The organism is Streptomyces sp. YS415 (assembly GCF_023544665.1).
Taxonomy (GTDB): Bacteria; Actinomycetota; Actinomycetes; order Streptomycetales; family Streptomycetaceae; genus Streptomyces.
Window position 1 is genome coordinate 67,488 of the sequence record NZ_JAMJFL010000032.1, and the last position, 19,577, is coordinate 87,064.

The 19,577-nt window shown below is 71.3% G+C and carries 1 protein-coding gene; it reads right to left on the minus strand.

The annotated features are described in order from the left end of the window. Positions 1-3: 3 nt before the first annotated feature. Positions 4-19,254, minus strand: a complete 19,251-nt coding sequence (locus tag M8H82_RS30490) for a lonely Cys domain-containing protein (RefSeq protein ID WP_250078309.1) — start codon at positions 19,252-19,254, stop codon at positions 4-6. Between the last annotated feature and the right edge of the window lie 323 nt (positions 19,255-19,577).

Sequence of the window (19,577 nt, forward strand, 5' to 3'; positions counted from 1 at the left end):
GCCTCAGCTGTCGAGCGCTGCGCTGTGGGCGGCCACGAGCCAGGTGATTTCCCTGCTGCGTGGCTCCTCCACCAACAGGTACATGAGCCCGTACCTGAACACGCCTGCCTGAGCCCAGGAGTGCAGGGTGTCCGCCATGGGCGAGAACGTCTCTCCGGTCATGGGGTCCGTCTGCGGGGCCAGTCTCCAGGTTTCCCCTGTGAGGAAGGAGTGGCGGATCTCGGCGAGGAGGTAGTGGGCGGTGTCCGGTGCCATGCCGCCTTCGAGCAGGCCGGTATGGCTGCTCAGGCGGTCCCAGAGGTGGTCGGGCAGCGGGCTCGCGACGAGAAGGCCGAACTGAGGGTTCGGGTCGGTCTGGTCCGGGGCGGCCGGCTGGGCGGGGACCGACGGCTCGATGTCCATCGGAACGGGGTCGGTGGGGTCGTCCTCGTCCCCGGACGGACCCGGGCCGAGGGGGAGATGTGGGCGGACCACGTCCCTCACGCCCGCGGGTGGCTGAGCGCCGAGCGCATGCGGAGCCTCGGTGTCGAGGTCGATCGGATTGCTCGTGAGGAAGTCGTCGAGGGTGTTCTGCAGGGCGGCTTCAAGGCCGGAAGGCACCGCCGGCCGCTGGCCGGCCGCGGACGACTCGCCCCCTGTCCGCTGCCCGGGGAAGTGGGGGCCGGGCGCGCCGCCGCGCAGGCCGGCCGGGGTGCCGTTGATGAGTGTCTGCGCGATGGCATTGCCGAGGTGCCGGGAGGTGTCGTCGGGTCGGACCTGACCCAGGATCAGGAGCTTGCCGTAGGTCTCCCGGACGGTGTCCAGGGTGGTCTGTTCCGGGAGGCCGGCCTGGTGGTTGCGCCGCAGTTCCTTGTGCACCTCCGAGAGTACGAGGGCGAAGTCGGGCTCCCCGCCGGTGTCGTGGGGTGCTGACTGCGGCGTTCGGACGTGGTAGCCGTCGTCCTGGCGCAGCAGATGGACCGGTGCACCGTTCTCCGGGCCGAAGTGCCCCGGGGCGGTCTCCGCTCCGGCCGCGTCCGTGACACTCACCCGGATCCCCGCCGCATGGGCGGCAACCGCCGCGATCGCCCGCTCCACCGAAGGTGACAGCGTCCCGCCCGAGCGGTGCCACAGCAGGGCCAGTTGCTGCGACAGATCGAGCTGCGCCTGGGCCGCCGTCGGGGCGTGACCGAGGAGCGCGGCCTCGATCATCAGCTCCGCACCGGCCCCCACAGCCCGTGCCTCCGCCTCCGAGAGGCCGCCCTCGGGGACGGGGAAGGGCTGGACACCGGCGGGCAGCTTGCCCTTGGCCAGATAGCCCCTGGCCCACTCGTACATCGCCTCGGCACTCTCGGCCTCGGCCAGTGCCGACGGCACGGCGGAATCCCCCGCTCCGGTGGCGGAGCCGGCTGCGGTCACCAGGGCCTCAACCAAGGGAACAGGCTCTGCTTGCCCGGCCGGCGGCGGTAGGTCGGCCTGGCGGCCGCTCCTGGTCACGGCCGGACGCGCCGGCCCGGTCGCCTGCGAGGCGGCCGCCGCCGGAGCGAGGGGCGTGGGAGGGCCGACCGGATGGAGCGACGGCACGAGTGGCCCGTTCGGCTGAGCGATCCGCCAGGCGCTGGGCTGGGATGCCTGCCCAGGAGCGGGCGCCGGTCCGATGCTGTGGATGCCGCTGTCGGCGGCGGACACCGTCCTGCCGGCCCGGTCGGCGGGATAGCGCACGACTCGTCCGGTCCGGTCGGCGATCGTCTGTGCCAGGACCCTCCGGGCGTTCTCGTCACCGGTGACGATGAGGGCGATCTGCTTGTCGGCGTCGTCAGGGGCGGCCAGTTTCGTGTGCAGCAGGGTCAGCTCGGCGACCTCGTCGAAGGGGAGCAGCAGTTGCTGTGCCCCGTCCGGCCCTTGCACCACCGCACCGTCGGCGGTGAGGTGCGCGATCAGGAAGTAGGTCGCCGGGTGGGTGCCCGTGTCCAGCGTGTCGACAGGCTCGGGCGTCAGGTTCAGTCCGAACCGGTTGCCTGTCGTGACGAAGATCCTGCCGCTGCCGTCCTCCAGGAGATTCTGTCCCCAGACCAGGTCGTGTGCGGCCCAGGCAGCGGGACGGTTCCCCTTGGCACCCTCCGCGACGATCGCCTGGGCCGCCCGCAGGATCAGTAGGTCGACGGAGTTCGCCTGCGGCTCCCTCGGCAGATGCAGGGTGGACCGGGTCACCTGCCCCCGGGTGCGGTGGCGCAGGTCGACAGCCAGCCTGGCCCGTGCCACGGACCAGTACGCCAGGGAGTACAGCTCGTCCCACAACGGAGTCCCGTGGATCGCGGCCGCCTTCTCCACGTGGGGGAACACAGGCCGGAGCACATCATTGACCATGTCGTCGTCCAACAGGCCGGGCATCTCCGCCACATAAAGGAGACGGAGATGAGCGGACAGTCCGACGGCCGGAGCGGCGGTCTGGGCAGGCAGTGCGGCCCAGGTCGACGCCTTGGCGAGGAGAGCCCTGTAGTCATCGGCCGTCGGCTCCCACACGAGCCGGCGCTCGGTCAGGCGCATCATCGTCGCCGCGTAGGAGAAGAAGTCGAGGGTGAACGGCCCCGCGGTCGCCAGGTGGGGATCCGCCGCGCGCAGCCGTTCCAGCGCGCCGATACCCGCGACGAGGCTCGCGTGCGTCTCGGCGTTCGGGCCGAACAGTCGTCGAAGCACCCGAACCAGTCGCCCGGTCACTTCCTTGACGCGTGGATCCATGTGGTCCGCGGAGGCGATGAACCCCATGTCCACCGATAGAGCCGCCAGTTGGGTGTCGTCCGGGTCCGGCGCGAACGCTCGCCAGACACCTGGCCGACCACTGTCTTCCTGCAGGGTGAACGTGGCCAGGTCGTGGGGTGCCTTGTACCCGGTGATGGTCGTCGGTGCGTAGGTGGGCACGTCGACCACATTGGCCAGCACCTGTGCGGGTGTCGTGACGTCGAGTTTGTCCGACGCTCCCACGGGTGCGTTGCCCGCGCTGCAGGCGAGGAAGGGCAGGCGAACCTTTCCGTCCGGGGCATACCTCTTCAGCCGTGACAGGCTGGGGCGCCGCTTCACGTAGCCGCTGAGTTCAGGAGTCGTTCCCCAGAGTGCCGTCACGGCACCGTCCGCCCAGGCGTACCAGGTGTACCTTCCGCGGGCGTCCATATGGATGTCGAAGGTGTAGAACTTCGTTCCCTCCGGCAGCCCTGCCCAGGGAACGGGAGAAGTCCCGATGGCCTTCGCCGTCTCCGTGCCCTTCACGAGGGCGTTGCGCCCGTGGAAGTGCAAGTGAGTACGTGTCAGCCACGGCACCACCGTCTCTTGGTCGACCCAGAAATCCGGCATGTGCACGGCCCGGCCGGTCGACTGGTGCGTGAGGGGATCGATGATCGGATGAGTGACCAGGTCCTCGTCCGGGACCCAGTGGAGGACACCGTCCATGTCGTAGAGCCACTGACCGGCCCCCGCCGCCTCCGGCGGCGGGAGGAGATCGGGAGTGCTGACCGTCCACTGCCCCAGTGGCTGCTGCTCCGTTCGCCTGTCGACGCGTACCGGAAAGGACAGCTGCCCGGCGAGGTCGTGCCATGCCGTGGCCCCGGTGCTGGACCACACGGGCCGTTGGGCGGCGGCGGCGACGGACCGGGCGAGGTCGACCCCCGGGGCACCGATCAGGAGGATTTCACGCTGGTCGGCACCGCTCTCTTCGGGGTCTGAGGTGCTTTTGTGCACGGGGTCGTTCGCGATCAGTTCGGCGATGACGCTCGCGGGCACCCAGTGGACTCCGCCCCTGGTGGTGACCTGGTAGCGCGCGTTGCCGGGCCGGCCGGCCGGGTCGGTCACCAGGTGGTAGACGAAGGTGTGCTCCGACCAGGGGGCCGGCGCGGTGCCGTCCACCTGTCCTTCGAGGGTGCTGTCCTGGTCCGGCGGCGACCAGATCGCCGTCAGGTTCAGGCTGACCGGCAGGGGCGGTCCGGAGGCCCAGCTACGGCCCTTGGGAGTACCCGCCGTTTCGGTGAGCAGTTCGCCCTGGACGTAGGCTCCCTGGGCCTGCAGGTGGTGGGCGAACACAGCGGCCGCGCTGCCCGCCCGCCCCGCCTGCCGCGCCGCGTTCACCGCGAGGAACAGCTCGGTGAGCAGATCGAGGACACTCGCGTGGCGCGGGCCCAGGTTCGTTTCGGCGAACTCGACCAGAGCCGCCACGTCCGGAGTGCCGCTGTCCGGTGACATACGTGGCACCAGCGCCCGCAGCACGTCGAGTGCCGCCCGCGCCTGCTCGTCGGTCAGGTGTCCTGCGTCGACCAGCCGACGGCTCAGTTCGGCCGTGGACCACTGGACGGACGGCGGCTCCTCGCCGTCGTCGGCACTGCTGTCCGGATCCGCGAAGCCTATGAACGTGCCCGGTGCATCGGTGGTGGTGCGTGCGGGTGCGAGTGACGCGCTCGGCCCGGGCTCGTCGTCGATGTCCATCGGATCGGGCGGAGGGAGAAGCCCTCGCGCAGGCTCGACCGCCTCCCACAGGGCGTGCTGCTCCGTCTCCATCGTCTGCATGAGAGCGTCTTGGGGCAGGACCTCGAAGACCCCGTCGGCGGATACGCGGGACAGGGTGACGGCAGCCGGATCGTGGGGGTACAGCACCACCCGGCCGGTCCTGTTCGCGATCTCGCTCGCCAACGCCCGCCGCGGGCCGGGGTCTCCCGAGACGAACAGCACGATGCGGTTCTCGTGAGTGAACTCCAGCGTGCTGAGGTGGAAATGGACCACCTCGGCGACTTCGGCGAACGGCAGCGTGCGGGATGCTCCGTCCGACCACCGTACGTCGACCCCCCCGGCTGTCGCGGCGGCGACCAGAACGTAGAACCTGATGGTCGCCCCCGACTCCAGTTTCGTGTGGGGGTCGCCGGTCAGATTCAGGCCGTATCCGCTCCCGGTCACTGGGAAGACGCCCTGCCTGCCCAGCAGGTTTCCGTCCCAGACGGCGTCATGGGCGGCCCAGACGCTGGGGTCGGTCGCCTTGGTGTCACCGGCGGCGATGACCTGGGCCGCCCGCAGCCTCAGTATCGACTTCCTCTTGCCGGTGACCGGCTGATCGGGCCGCAGATGAAGCACCGAGCGGGCCAACTGCTCGATGCCCGCCGGATGCCGGGATATGAGGAACTCGGCCCGCATCGTCGACCAGTACGCCAGGGCATGCCGTTCCTCGTCCGAGCGGGACCCGTGTACCTGGAGGGTCTTCTTCTTGAGATGCAGTACCGAGAGCAGCACGGATCCCACCACCTGCTTGGAGTGCGTGCCCGGCAGGACTGTCGTCGGCGTCGGGGTGAGCGGGAGGTAGGTGGTCAGCCCGGCCGTCGGGGCCGTCCCGGCCGGGAGCGGCGCCCATTGCGACGCCTGGTCCAGCAGTGCGAGGTAGTCGCCGGTTCCCGGTACGGGGATGTGCCGGCCCTCGGCCTCGCGGGACATGCTCGCCGCGAACGTGAAAAAGCCGACGGTGAACGGCCCGCCGGGAGTCAGCAGGGGGTCCGCCCGGCGCAGCCGCTCCAGTGCGCCGATGCCCCGCACGTAACGCTTGTCGTTCTCCGCGGCGGGTCCGAACACGTTCCGCAGCACGCGCACCAGGCGGAGAGTGGTGTTCCGTACGTCTTCCTCCAGGAGATGCGCGGCGTCGATGAACCCCATGTCGACCGCCAGCGCACCCAGCGCCTTGTCGTCGGGAAGCAGTGGGAACTTGCGCCACTGCCCGGGCTCACCCCGGCTGTGCCGCACCACGGTCAGGGTCAGGTTCTGATCATGGACTCCTGAGACCGTCGTGGGCGCATGGGTGGGGAGGAGGGACGTCTGCGCGAGGGTCTGCGCGGGCGTGTCCAGGTCGTTCAGCGGCCCGAGGGGCGCGTCGGCCGCCGTGCAGCACAGGGCGAGGAGTTGGACGTCTCCGTCCTGCGCCTCCTGCCGCATCTTCGCCAGGCTCGGGCGCCGCTTGAGGTAACCGCCGGCCGACGAGGCCTTGCCCCAGAGGGACAGCACCTTCTCCTCCGTCTGGTTCGCCTCCTTCACGCGGGCCTTCCACCAGATCCTTCCGTGCCGGTCCACGTGCGCGCCGAAGACGTAGAACTTCGTCCCCGTGGGCTCGTCCGCCCAGGAGGTGGCGGAGATTCCGGTGTACGCCAGGCGCCGGTAGGCCGCGCGGCTGGGGTGCGCGTCGGTGTACGTCCGCGTCTGCGGCAGCACGGACATGCCCGCTTCCAGGGCGGACCACTCTTCTTCGCCGAACCCCACGACGCGGCCGATGGACTGGTGCGTCCCGGGATCGATCACCGGGTAAGTGATCAGCTTCTCGTCGGGGACCAGGTGGGGCTTGCCGTTCTCCTCGTAGAGCCACTGGGCGCCGCTTGTCTGCTCCGCCGCCGACGCGGAGGTCGGCGGCGCCGAGGTCGCCGACGTGGAGGTCGCCGACGTGGAGGTCGGCGGCGCGGGGGCCGGTGACGGTGGCAGCAGTCCGGGCGTGCTGACCGCCCACAGCCCCAGCGCCCGCCGGCCCGGGCGCTTGACCCGCACCGGGTGACTCGTGCCCGTCTTGCGGTTGGTGTGCCAGGTCGAGGCACCCGTGCTGGACCAGACGGGCCATAGGACGGCGGTGGCCACGACGCGAGCCAGGTCGACTCCCTCGGCTCCGACGAGGAGGACGTGGCGGTCGGGAGCGGACGGACGTACCGGGTCGGCTTCGACGAGCGCGGCGACGACGTCCGCGGAGACCCAGTAGGCGCCCCGGGCGGTGGTGACCCGGTACCTCACGTCGCTCGCACTGCCGGGGCCGCTGGTCGCGGTCCGGTACGTGAAGGTTCCGGCGGGCCAGGGGGCGTCCTCCTCGGTGCCGCGGCCCAGCTTGAGCACGCCGCTCCTGTTGGGCCACAGCGACGCGACCTTCTTCGCGTCGAAGTTCCGCAGCGGTTCGGTGGTGCGGGAGTGGTCGACGGTCCAGTCGCGGCCGATGGGCGTGCCGTCGGCGCCGCGCAGGACGAGGGTCTTCTCGGCGTAGACGCCTTCGGACTGCAGGAGGTGGGCGACCAGGGCGGTCACGCTGCCGGCCCGTCCCGCTTCGCGGGCCGCGTTCACCATCAGGAACAGCCGGGTGAGCAGCTCGGCGGTGTCCGTGGAGTCCGGACCCAGATGCTGCTCGGTGAAGGCGATCAGGTCCGGCACGGTCAGCGGACGCCCGGCCGGGCCGGCGGCGGGCAGGACCAGCCCGTGCAGGATGCCGAACGCGGCGTCCACCGACTGTTCGGACAACTGCCCCTGGCCGACCAGCCAGCGGCGCAGTTCGTCCGTGGACCACCGGCGGATGTCCGCGAACCGGTGGGTGTCCGGGCCGGTCCGGGCGTCGGATGCCGAGCGCACGGTGGCGCCGGGGTAGGGACGCGCGGCGAACTGTGGCCGGTGCGGGGCCACCGTCCGCCATTTCACGCCGCTCGCCGGCCGGCCGGGTTCGTCTGCCTTCACCAGGTAAGGGCTGCCGCCGGTGCCGTCGCGGGACACCGCCAGACCGGCGCGGTGCACGGGTTTGCGTACGAGGTGGCCGGTGCGGTCGGCGATCGCCTGGGCCAGGGTCTGCCGGGCCACGGGGTCCCCCGTCACGGCCAGCACGACGGGCACGGGCATGTCGGTCCCGGTGAGGTGCAGATGAGTGTCGAGGAGCTCCGCGACCTCGTCGAAGGACAGCAGGAGAGGCGAGCCGTCCGGCCGCTGCGCCTTGACGCCGTCGGCCGCCACCTCGGCGACCAGGAAGTAGCCCGTCGGCTTTCCCGCGTCCAGCTTTGTCAGGGGGATGCCGGTGAGATTGAGGCCGTCCCCGCCGTCCTTCAGGGTGAAGGTGTGGGATTCGTCCAGCAGCCCCACCGACTCGCGGAGGTCCTCGGCGGCCCACGCGGCCGGATCGGTCCCGCCGCGGCCCGAGGCGAACCGCTGGGCGGCGCGGATGTACAGCAGACGCAGTGCCTTCTTATCCACGTCCGCCCGGCTCGAGCCGCGGTGCAGCACCTTGTTCACCAGGTCGGCGCTCGGACCGCCGTGTGCGGTGACGGCCCACTGCGCCCGTACCAGGGACCAGTACGCCAGGGCGTATCGCTCCGCGGCTGAGCCGTCGTCCGGGACGTCCAGTCTCCTGCCCAGGTCGGCGTCCACGTTCGTCAGGATGGTGTCGACATCATTCGACCGTGGGCGCAGGAAGACCAACGGGGCCGTGACCAGAGGAAGTGGGAGGTACCCGGTCAGTTCGGTGGGCGATGAGGGGTCGGCGGCGGCCTGGTCCGCCCATCGGGCGGCCTGCTCGATCAGGGCGCGGTAGTCGTCGGCCCCCAGGTCGCCCGCTCGCGGGCCGCGGGCGCCGCGGAACTCGGTGGCGGCATACCAGAGGAAGCCGAGGGTGAAGGGACCGTGTACGGCGAGCGCGGGGTCGGCCCGGCGCAGTCGTTCCAGTGCGCCGATGCCTTTCACCAAGACGCTGTCGCCTTCGGCGTCCGGACCGACGGTCTGTCGCAGAACGCGGACCAGACGACCGGTCACGGACGCCACATCGTCGTTCAAGGGCTCCGTAGCGGCGAGCAGTCCCATGTCTCGTGCGGTCTTCGCCAGCGCTTTTCCGGTCGGGAGCGGCTGGTAGTGCTCCCAGGGGGCGAGCTGCCCGCGGCTGGTCAGCCAGGTGGCCGGCGCGTCCTCATGTCCCGCGTCGTTCACGTCGAAGCTGCCGACCTCCGAGCTGCCGGCGAACAGGGGGCCCTCGGAGTTGTCCGCCATGACCTGCGCGGACGGACCGCTCGCCGCGGCGTCCAAGGTGCCGAGCGGGACGCTGCCCAGCCAGCAGAACGCGGCCAGGACGGGCGTCTGGCGGCCCTTCTTCGCCGCCTCTCGGCGCATCCTTACCAAACTCGGGCGTCGCCTCAGGTACTGACCTGCCGACGCGGCCGTTCCCCAGAGCCGCCTGACCTCCCCCTGCACCCGGGCCAGCCACTCGATCCGGCCGTACTGATCGCCGTGTCCCGAAGCGACGTAGATCTCTGTCCCCGTCGGCAGACCGGCCCAGGCAGTGGGCTCCCTCTTCACCAGCACCGCCGACGCGGTGTAGGCGGGGTCCAAGTGATACGAGGTCCGGGCGGCCGGGAAGCTGCCCATGGCCTCCCGGGTGACCATCTCCTTGTCGCTGTGGAAAGCCCGGCCTACGGACTGGTGCGTCACCGGGTCGATGAGCGGTTGACTGATCAGGTCCTCGTCACGGACCCGGATGACCTTCCCCTTCTCGTCGTGGAGATCCTGAGAGCCGTCGCTCTCCGGCGCGAGTCCGGGCGGGCTCACCGCCCACTGGCCCAAGGGCTTGTCGCCCGGTGCGGTGTCCACGCGTACGAGACGGGTCGTGCCGGCATGGGTGTACGTGTTGCCGGTGCCGGTGGTGGACCAAGCCGGCTGCCCGGCGGCGGTGGCCACCGTGCGGGCCAGGCCGAGTCCCTGCGGTCCGAGGAGGATGAGGTGCTGTTCCGTGCCGCCCGGCCGCTGCGGGTCGTGTGCGACGAGTTCGGCGATGACGTCCGCGGACACCCGATACGCGCGCCGGGCGATCCAGACCTGGTACAGCTTCGTGTCGGGTGATGCTGTGGGCAGCCTGTAGAGGAAGGTCCCATCGGGCCAAGGGGCCGGCTCCACGGTGTCCACCGACTCCGTGGGCCTGCCGGTTGCCGGAGGCCTCAGTACGGCGATGGTGGATGGGTCCAGGTCCTTCAGCGGGGTCTTACCGGCCCAGTCGCGGCCCAGTGGTGTCCCATTCGGGCCGTCGGTCACCAGGGTGTCGGCCGCGTAGGCTCCCGCGGCGCCGAGCCGGTGTGCCACCAAGGCGGCCAGACTGCCGGTCCGCTTCGCGTCATGGGCCTCATGCACGACGAGGACGGCCTCCCTGCGCAGGTCGTCGAGATCCTGCTGCGGCGGCAGACCCAGGACGTCGCGGGCGAAGTCGTCCAGCGCCGCGAGCGACTGGATGCCCTCGCTGCCGTCCGGGCCGGGGGGAAGCAACCGGGCCAAGATGTCGAGAACCGTCTCCACATCCCGCGGGCTCATGTGCGCCTGCTCCGGCAGCAGTCCCGTCAGGTAGGGCCGCAGCGGGTGAGGACGCGGGGACGGCGTTCCGTAGCCCTCCCGGACGGGGCCTTCGACGCCATCGTCATCCGACTCGTCATCGGAGTACAGCCTTGTCAAGGTGCCCGCCGCCTCGTCGGACGAGACGGCCGGGTCGGTGGTGTGGTCGGGGTCGTCGCTGGTGTCGGACCGGTCGTCGTAAAGGAACGAGGCGGGTTCGTCGGGGTCGTCGGGGTCGTCGTCGCTGTCGGGCCGGTCGTCGTAGAGGAACGAGGCGGGTTCGTCGGGGTCGTCGTCGGTGTCGGACCGGTCGTCCTCCAGGAAGGAGAGGGAGGGGTCGTGGGCGGCACTCGGCCGGGCGAACGCATCCCGGTACGGGCCGGACGGCCCGCGGGAACTGTTCCGCACGGTGCGGGAGTCTGCGGACGGGGAGTCGCTCGGGACGCGGGGCTCGATCGTGTCCCAGCCGACCGGCTCGCTGTCGTCCGCCACGACCTGGAGGACACCGTCGGTCCGGTCGGCGGACACCGTCACGGACTCGGAGACGTGCGGAATGTACACGGGGCGGTTGACGAGGTCCGCGATCGACCGTGCCAGGGACTGCCGGCCCTCCGGGGCGCCGGAGACGACGAGGACGACCGGTGCGCCGGGGGGCAGGTCGCGACCGGCCAGGTCGCCCAGGACGAGGAGGGCGGCCTCGTCCGCGCCGACCCGGCGCCGTGAACCGTCCGGCCACCGGCCTTCGGCGTTCCCGTCCCGGTCGACGGTGGCGGTCAGTTGGTAGACCGCGTCAAGGTGTCGGTCGCCGAGCCGCGCGGCCCCGACCGGCCCGGCGGCGTCCGGACCACCCGCGGCCGTGTCGTCCGCCGCGGCTTCCTCGTCCGGCGACTCCGTGATGGGGTCGAGTCCCGGCACCGGCCAGGCCCGGCGCCTGCCCTCGTCCCCGTCCCTGTCGGTGAGAGATTCCCGGCGTACGTCAGTGTCGCCGTCCTCCTGCGCGAACAGCTCCGGCAGCCTCCGCGCCAGGCCGTCGGCCGGTACGAGGTCGCCGGTGTCCGGGTTCTTCTCCATCGCCAGCATGCCGTAGAGCGCGCCCGGCACCTTGACCCGGAGGGTGCCGTGCTTGCCGGTCAGGGTGAGTTCCGCGTCGAAGACGTAGTCGCGGTACGGGCGGGTGCTCTCCTTGTTGCGCTCGTCGGTGGTGCTCAGTTCCCCCGACCGTTCCTCGGACGTCTCCCGCTCGTACTCGAAGGGCAGCCCGCTCACCAGCTTCGCGTGCTCACCGGCCTCGCCGCCCCCCTCCGGGCCGGCGCCCGCGAACCAGCCCCGCCCGTGGCTGGTCTGCTGCTCTTCGGCCTCACTGGTCTGCTGGTAGTGCCGCCCCTTCACCTCCACGTCGCCGACGCCGAGCGGACGCGCCTTGACCAGGCGCATTCCCACCGTCACGTTCCTGTTGTGGACCGGCACGCGGTACTCGCCGCGCAGCAGGTCGGTGACGCGGGAGCGCAGCATCTCCTTGCTGGTGTAGTGCTCGTACCGCAGCCCCGGCAGGGTGGTGAAGTCGAGCCCGGGCACCTTCCAGACGTCGGGCAGGCTCAGGTCGGCGGGCGGCTTGAACGGGGCCGCCGGCAGCGCGGCCCAGCGGGCGACGGCGTCGCCGGCCGGCAGGCTCCACGGGTGCAGGTTCTCGACCAGCTGGTCCACGGCGGCCCGCTCGGACGGCGAGGGCGTGTCCACGCCGTCCGGCCGCCACTCGGGGTCGTCGCCCAGGACCGGGCCGAACTCCAGCGGCCGGGGGCCGTCGACCATGAGGTGGGAGGGGAGCAGCAGCCGTACGAAACCTTCGATGGCCTTGCGCTTGCCCTTGCCGCTGCCCTTGCCGTGGTCCGCGCCCTTGCCCTTGTCCTTGGCGGAACCGGAGTCGGTGGGGGGCACGCCCGCCGAGGCGGGTTCCGGGCCGTCCACGTCGTACCAGATGAACGGCCGGTGGCGGTACCACCAGTCGGCGCTCCCCTTGCGCGGGGACAGGCGCTTCCCGGAGCTGAGGACCAGGCGGCGCACGCCGCGCACGGGCACGTCGAGGAGTTCGGGTGCCTGACCGGCGAGACCGATCTCGACGCGGAACCTCACCGGGTGCCCGGACTCCTCCGACGTCTCCCGCGGGTTGACCCGGAAGATGTCGAGGCCCTTGGTCACCTGCTCCTCGGCCGTCGAGCCTCCCCCCGAGTAGCCGGCCCCTCCCTCCAAGCCGGCGTGGGCGGGTCCCGTGCCGCCTCGCGCCATGCCCTCGAATCCGCCGCGGGCGTCGGTGGACTGTGTCGTGCGCTCCTTGGTCTCGTGCAGCCCCTCGGTGCGCAGCATCAGCTTCACGTCGGTGCGCGCCCGGTGCTCGACGGCCGGCTCCACCACCGCGGTCACCCGCACCCACAGGTACTGGGTGGCGCCGAACGGACGCGCGAGGGGGATCCAGCGCCGGACGCCGTCGCCCCGCAGGGCGTTCCACTGGCTGCGCAGCGCCTCCGACGAGAAGGACGCCGTCAGCTCGCGCATCAGGAGGTTCGGCCGCTCCGCGCCGTTCTTCTCCTTGCGCAGTACTCCCTTGTCCTGGAGGCGGCTGACGATACGGTCCATGACGGCGTCGGCGTCGAGCGTCTCCGGGTGGCCGGCGCCCGCGAGGAGTTGCGGGACCGGGTGCCTGGAGGGGGTGGCGGGGACAGGCGGCTCGACGCCGGGAGCGGTCAGGCCGAAGTCGGTCAGCCGGCGTTCGGGCAGCATGACGTCGAGACCGTCCCGCACCCTCAGGTAGCTCGTCTTCTCGCTGAGGCGGTCGCCCCGCCACCTGACCAGGCTGACCTCGTAGACCGGGTCCATCCGGTAGGTGTGGACCATGCCGTTGTAGGTGGCGCGGCTGATGTCGATGACACCCTCGTCCACGCCCTCCTCGACGCCGCGCGACCTGCTCGCCGAGGCCGTCACATCGGCCTTCACCCGGCCGCCCGGCCCCTTGGGCCCCTTCGGCCCGTCGGACGCCGGCTTCGCGCCGCCCTCGTCGCCCGTATCGCTGCCCAGGCGCACCTGCACGCCGAGCGACTGGTCGGCTCCGGTCTCCACGGTGACGCTGTGGCTTCTCCCGTGCTGGGAACTGCCGTACCCGTACTGCTCCAGCTCCGTGTGCTTGTTGCTGCCCTGGTGCCTGGGCCGGTAGCCGCGCAGGCGTATCCGCAGCGCCTGCTTGGTGCCGTCGGACGCGGAGGGCAGCTCGACGAGGTGACCCCGGCGGCCGGTGAGCGCACCGAAGTCTGCGGCCAGCGCACCGGGCCGCGCGAACTCCTTCAACGCCTCCGGCCAGTCCAGGGAGTTGTCGGACTCGGGCAGGCCGTTGGCGCGCGCGTGCATCCGGGCCGCCAGCCGGCTCAGCTCCGGTGTCACCAGGAAGGCCGGGTAGAGGCCGGCGGTCCCGCCGCGGCCCAGGTCGGTGTACGGGCCCTCGGGCCAGGTCTCGGACTCGGTCGTCGTACCGGCCGCCTTCAGCTCGTCGGCGGTCGGCGTCGTACCGGCTCCCTTCGGCTCGGCGGTGGTCGGCGGCATGACGGGCCGGTGCTCGTGGGGGACGACGACGCGGGCGAGGAGACCCTCCTTCTTCGCCCCGAGGATCCCGTCCTTCTCCTGCCCCTGGATCCACCAGGTCTCGGCCGGCCGGCCGTCGGCGGGCCGGACCGTCAGCTCGTAGACGACCTCGTAGACGTGCTCGTCCACCTCGCCGGTCGTCTCGGTACGGCGGTAGGACTTGGCGCTGCCGGCGAAGGTGTCGCCCTTGCCCGTCTTGTACTGCACGCTCATGCCGACGGTGCCGAGCTGCAGCAGCAGCGCGCTGCGGATCTTCAGCCGCAGTCCGGCGCCCGCGCCCGCCTTGCGCGCCAGCGTCTTCTTCCGGTGGCCCTTGGCGGTCGACGCCTCCTGCGCCCGCGCGTTCACCGTCAGTGGGTAGGTGCTCCCGCCGACACGCCTGCGCAGGTAGCCCTTGACCCCGAGCTGGTACTCCCGGCCGCCGAGGCGCACCGTGCGGTCGAAACCCGACATCACTTGCGTCAGGTCGGCCTCCAGGGCCGGCCTGCCGAACCAGGTCGCCAGTTCCAGCTCGGTCGCGGCCCAGTCGGGCTGCCCGGCCTTCGCCTCCCGGTGCAGGCGTTCCAGCACCATCCGCAACTGGTCGCCGACGAGTTCGGCCCCCGGCAGCAGGATGCCCATGCCGAATCCCAGGCCCCGACGGGTCGCCAGTGCCAGCGGCTCACGCTTGTGGGGCCGCGGCGGCACGTCGAGACCGGCCGGGCGCTTGTACGCGGACGCGGGCAACCGCAGGTCGGCGACGCGCATCAGCGTGCGTACGTGCGGCTGCGCGGCGACCGGACCCTCCAGCTGGCCTGTCAGCAGAGCGGGCGTGCGCACCTCGCCCAGCAGCCGCCGCTCGAAGTCCTCCGCCTCCCGGCGCGGTACGGCGATCTCCGAGCGGGCCGTCTCGCGCACCGTCACGTCCGGGTGGGTCGTCGACTTGACCTCGACGGTGAAGGCCAGCTCCGAGTGGTAACGGCTGAGCGGATCCCGGTAGTTCAGCACCGTGTGGTTGAGCGTCGTGTGAGACAGCCCGTGGCTCGTGCTGCGGTGCGGTTTGAGACCGGCCTTGGCCGCGGGGCCCAGACCGGTGGCCTGCGGGCCCTTGTCGCCGCTCGACGACCCCCCGCCGTCGGCCCTGATCCCCAGGGCGTTGAAGCCGATGCCGCCGCTCGCCTTGCTCGTCGACTCCCGGCTGAACGCGGCCGACAGCCCGATTCCCTGGTCGTCGCGGATGCCGAGCTTCTTCGTGTCGCCCAGGTACTGGAGGCTGTCCAGGTCCGCCCGGATCACCAGGTGTCCCTTGAAGGACTTCGTCGGTCCGACCGTGGCGTGGAGCTTGCCGGAGACCAGCCCGTGGCTGAGCAGCGTCCGGCTGCTGTTGCGCAGCGCCTGCTCGTTCAGCGTGTTCTGGGCCTCGGCCATGACCTCGGCGACGGTGGCGGCCGGCAGACCCGACGTGAGCAGGGTGCGGTGCAGCCGCGCGGTCAACGGGATGAGGTCGACCGCGTTGAGCACTTCGCGCGCGTGGATCGGCTGCTGCCGCTTTCCACTGCTCCCCGGCATCTCCTCGGGGGCCTGGTCCAGGTCGGGGCGCGGTTCCTGCGCCGTGGAGTACGCGGTCGGGACCTCAAGGGTGAGGCGCTGCGGCAGGCCGGTCTCGTGCTCGCGCTCGACACCGTCGACGAAGACCCGCACCTTCAGGCCCGCGCGGAAGGGCGTGTGGTCCCCGACGAACAGCTTGCGGCCGGAGATCAGCGTCCACTCCCGCTTCTCGGACAGCTCGGCTGACGTGCCCGCGCCGAAGTGCGGGAAGGCGGGCAGCAGCGTGGACACGGCCTTGGACCCGGTACTGAACAGACCGAGCAGCGCGGTCTCCGCGCCCTTCGACTTGTCTGTCTCGGACGCGCGGCTGACCTTCGAGGTGCCGTAGCCGACCGCGTACTCCCGCACCGCTTTCGGTTCGCGCTCCTTGGCCTGCGGTTCGTGCAGGACCGGCCGCAGCCACACGAGTTTCCCGTCGACCACCAGGTGCTTGCCGCGCCGCAGGAGGGTGTCCCACTCCTTCGGGGCCGTGGTGGCCAGCAGGTCCCGTACGCCGTCGCGCAGCCCCTTCGTCAGCTCGGCGCTGTCGCCGTCCCGCCCGACCACGTCGCCGACCTCACCGGCCCACGCCTCGGCCTGCCCCGGCTCGGGGACGTCGACCTGCGCGACCCAGCCCTCCCCGAGGGCGCCGGTGCCGAGGTACCAGGGGGCCTTGTGCTCGTCGCGGGGGGTGGCGGGCGGGTCCTGCGCGTCCTTCGGGGTCTCTGGGGCCTGCGTGTTCTGCGGGTCCTGCGCGTTTTGAGGGGCCTGCGCGTCCTGAGGGGGTGTTGCAGCGGGTGGCGGCGAGGGTGGGGCCAGCCTCATACGTTTCGGAGTGCGGGAGGCTTCCGGTGGCACAGGCGACTCTGTGGGGGAGGTCCTCGTGGGCTGCCCCGCGACGCCGGCGGAGGAGGCGGTACTCGATGGCGGAGCGTGGTGGGGGCGCGCCGGAGGGGTGACGGTCACCCACCGATCGTCCGGGTCGATCAGCGAGGACTTGCCGTCCTGGTCCGGTGGGGACACGGTCGCCCCGGCGGCGCCGACGGGGTATTCGAAGATGAGGCCTGAGCGGTCGGCAAGGACCTCGGCCAGCTTGAGGCGCCCTTGCGGATCGCCGCTCAGTACGAGCATGACTTGGGCGTGGGTGAACTTCCCGAGGTCGTCGGCCAGGAGTTCGGCCAGGTCCTCGAAGAGGACATGTCGTGAAGTCTTGTCCGGCCAGGTCACTTCGACGTAATCGGGGCCGACCGTGGCCACCACCAGGTAGAGGTGGTTGTGCTCCTCGACTACGCCGTACGACTTTCCTGTGAAGTTGCGGCCCAGCCCGCCTTTCCCGCGCGCCAGCTCGGTCGAGCTCCCCATGAGGTCGCCGATGCTCCGGAGGGTGTGGGCGGACCAGGCGGCCGGATCGACAGCGCTGTGGCCGTGGGCGATGGCCGACGCCACCATAAGCCACAGACGCGTTCGATCCGCCGCTTCCACGGCCTGCTTCGACGGTAGGTGCAGAACTCGCCTGATCAGGGCGTAGCCCCCCTGGTCGCCGATCGAGGTATGGGCCTGCGCCAGCGACCAGAAGGTCAGCGCCCGGAGGTCCTGCTCGCTCTCGTCTCCGAGGACCGCCTTGTTGCTCTGGGTCTCATAGTCCGCGTCGCGCAGGCTGTGGGTGTAACCCTTCCACGCGCCGTTCGGCCAGGCGGCGTGCAGGGCCTGGACGCCGTTCAGGGGCAGGTGCTGCGTGAGGGAGAAGGCTCCGGTGCCCGCGGAGGTGTTCGCCCACTCCCGCGCCTTGTCGAGCAGCTGCTTGTAGTCGCTCGGGTCGAGGTTCGCGGGCACGGGCTGTCCGGTGGCCCGGCTCAGTTCCCTTGCCGCGTACTGGAAGAAGGGCAGGGTGAAGGGGCCGGCGTCGGCCAGCGCGGGGTCCGCGCGGCGGAGTCGTTCCAGAGCGCCGATGCCCTCGACCAGAGCGGGGGTGTCCTCGGCCGTCGGTCCGAAGACGATGCGCAGGGCACGTAGCAGCCGAAGTGCGTCATCGACCGCGTCCGCCGGCACCGGGCCGTCCTTGGGGGCCAGGCCCATTCTCCGGGCCAGGGACTCCAGCGTCTCCAGCCCTTCCGGCGTCTCCTTGGACGGCTGGGGTCGGTACTCGTTCCACCGGTTGAACTCCCCCCGCTCCTCCGTGGTCTGGCGTGGCTGGCCGCCCGGGTTGTGGCTCGTCACTCCTGTGGGGGCGAACTGCGACAAGCCGACCGCGTCGGTGAGTACCTGGCTCGAATCATCCACGGTCAGAGCGTCCGCCGCGCCGAGGGGGACTCTGCCCGCGAGGCATCGATAGGTCAGCACCTTGGGCGGGCTGTCCTTCGGGGCGTTTTCCCGCATGCGGTTGAGGCTCGGACGCCGTTTCAGGTAGGCGCCCGCCGACTTCGGCGTCCCCCACAGCTTCTGCCATTCGCCGTTGACACGGGCGATCCATTCGAAGCGGCCGTACTTGTCGGTGTGTCCGGAGAAGACGTACAGCTCTCCCTTGTGGGTCCCGCTCGTCCAGGGAGTGGCTTCCTTGCCGACGAGGTTCTTCGTGGCGAAGTCGAAATGGTAGAAGTGCCGCGCCGACCGGATCTTCTGATCGGCACCGCTGAAATACGCCCAGTCGTTCTCGTTGAAGGTGGATCGGCCGACGGATTCGTGGGTTTCGGGGTCGATGATCGGGAAGGTCAGGAGGTCCGTGTCCTCGACCAAGTAGCTCCCGCCGTTGTAGTCGTAGAGTTCCTGGCCCCGCGGAACGGTCTTGTCCCGCAGGACGAGATCGGATGTGCTGACCGCCCACTGGCCGGTCAACTGCTTGCCCTTGTAGGGCGGCTGTGTCACGCGGGCCAGCGTCACCTCGCCGGTCGCGGGGTCGGTATGGGTGGTGAGTTCGTCCGTGTTGCTCCACACCGGCACCTTGATCCGGTCGGCCAGGCTCCTGGCCAGGAGAAGCCGGCGGTTGACGTCCGTGGCGTTCTTGCCCACGAGCGCCAGCACCACCTGGCTGTCCTTCGGGCGTGCGGGATCACGCGCCACCAGGTCGACGAGCTGGTCCGGCGTCAGCAGGCGGTCGCCCACGCGGATGTGTCCGTGGTCGACCGTGGCGTAGTACAGCCAGGCGTTGCCGGGCCAGGGCGCGGCCTCGGTGCTGCCCGGTTTGTTTCGGTAGATGCCCTTGCCGTCCGTGTTGGTCACGGTCACCGACGCGAGATTCACGTTCCCGGTCAGGGTGCCGCTCAGGTCCCTGCCGTACCGATTGCCGCTCGCGTCGGACAGATACCGGCCGGGTATGGGGGCCACGTAGGGGAGGGCGGGGCCCGGGAGACTCTCCCTCCACCCACCCGGCCGCCGGCCGCGCGGACCGGTCGCGGGCATCGCCACGCGGACGGGCGTCACCTCACCGGTGACGGGATCGACGCGGGCGGTCAGCTCGGCGCCACTGCTCCATACCGGCGCGCCGAGCCGGTTGGCCAGCTTTCCGGCCAGTCGCGCACGGCGGTCGAGAGGGGCGGCGTCGGTGCCGAGGAAGGCCAGGACCACCGGGCTCTTCGCCGGACGCGCGGGATCGTGTGCCACCAGTTCGATGAACAGGTCCGGCGTCAGGAGACGGTCACCCATCCGGATGTACCCGTGCTCGACTCTGGCGTAGTAGAGCCAGGCGTGGTCGGGCCACTTAGCGGCCTTGGTGCTCCCGGGTCGGACCTGGTGGCCGCTCTTGCCGTCCGGCTCGGCCCCCGTCGCCCGGTCCGGCTTCTTACCCGTGGGCAACGTGCCGGTGAGGTCCCTGCCGCGCTGGTTGCCGTCGGGTCCCGTGACGGCCGTGAGGGCTTCGAAGTCCCGGTGGAGGTGGTAGGCCTCCAGAGCGGTCAGGGTCCCGTTCCGGTTGGCCTGCGCGGCTTGCTCGACGAGCTGCCACAAGGCCTCGTAGTGGTCCCTTCCCAGCACCTGGTCGGCGTTCGGGCGCAGCAGGCGCCGGACGAGTGCGTCGAGGGCGTCCTTGGTGAGAGGGGTGTCGCTGCCCGGGGCGTGCAGCCGGCTCAGGTGGGCGAGGGCCGCGATCTGCCGGGCATGGGTCCGCTCGTTCGCGCCCGGTCCGTAGAGGGCCGACAGGGCAGGGCCCGCGAGACGCAGGTCGGACGAGGCGTCCGTGCCGTGCGGCGAGGCGGTGGCCGGTGCGGGTCGGGCGGTTCCCTGCGGAAGCTGGACGGGACCGCGGCGGGGCTCTTGGGGGGGAGCGGGGGTGGTGGGCCGGCCGGTGTCCTGGGCGT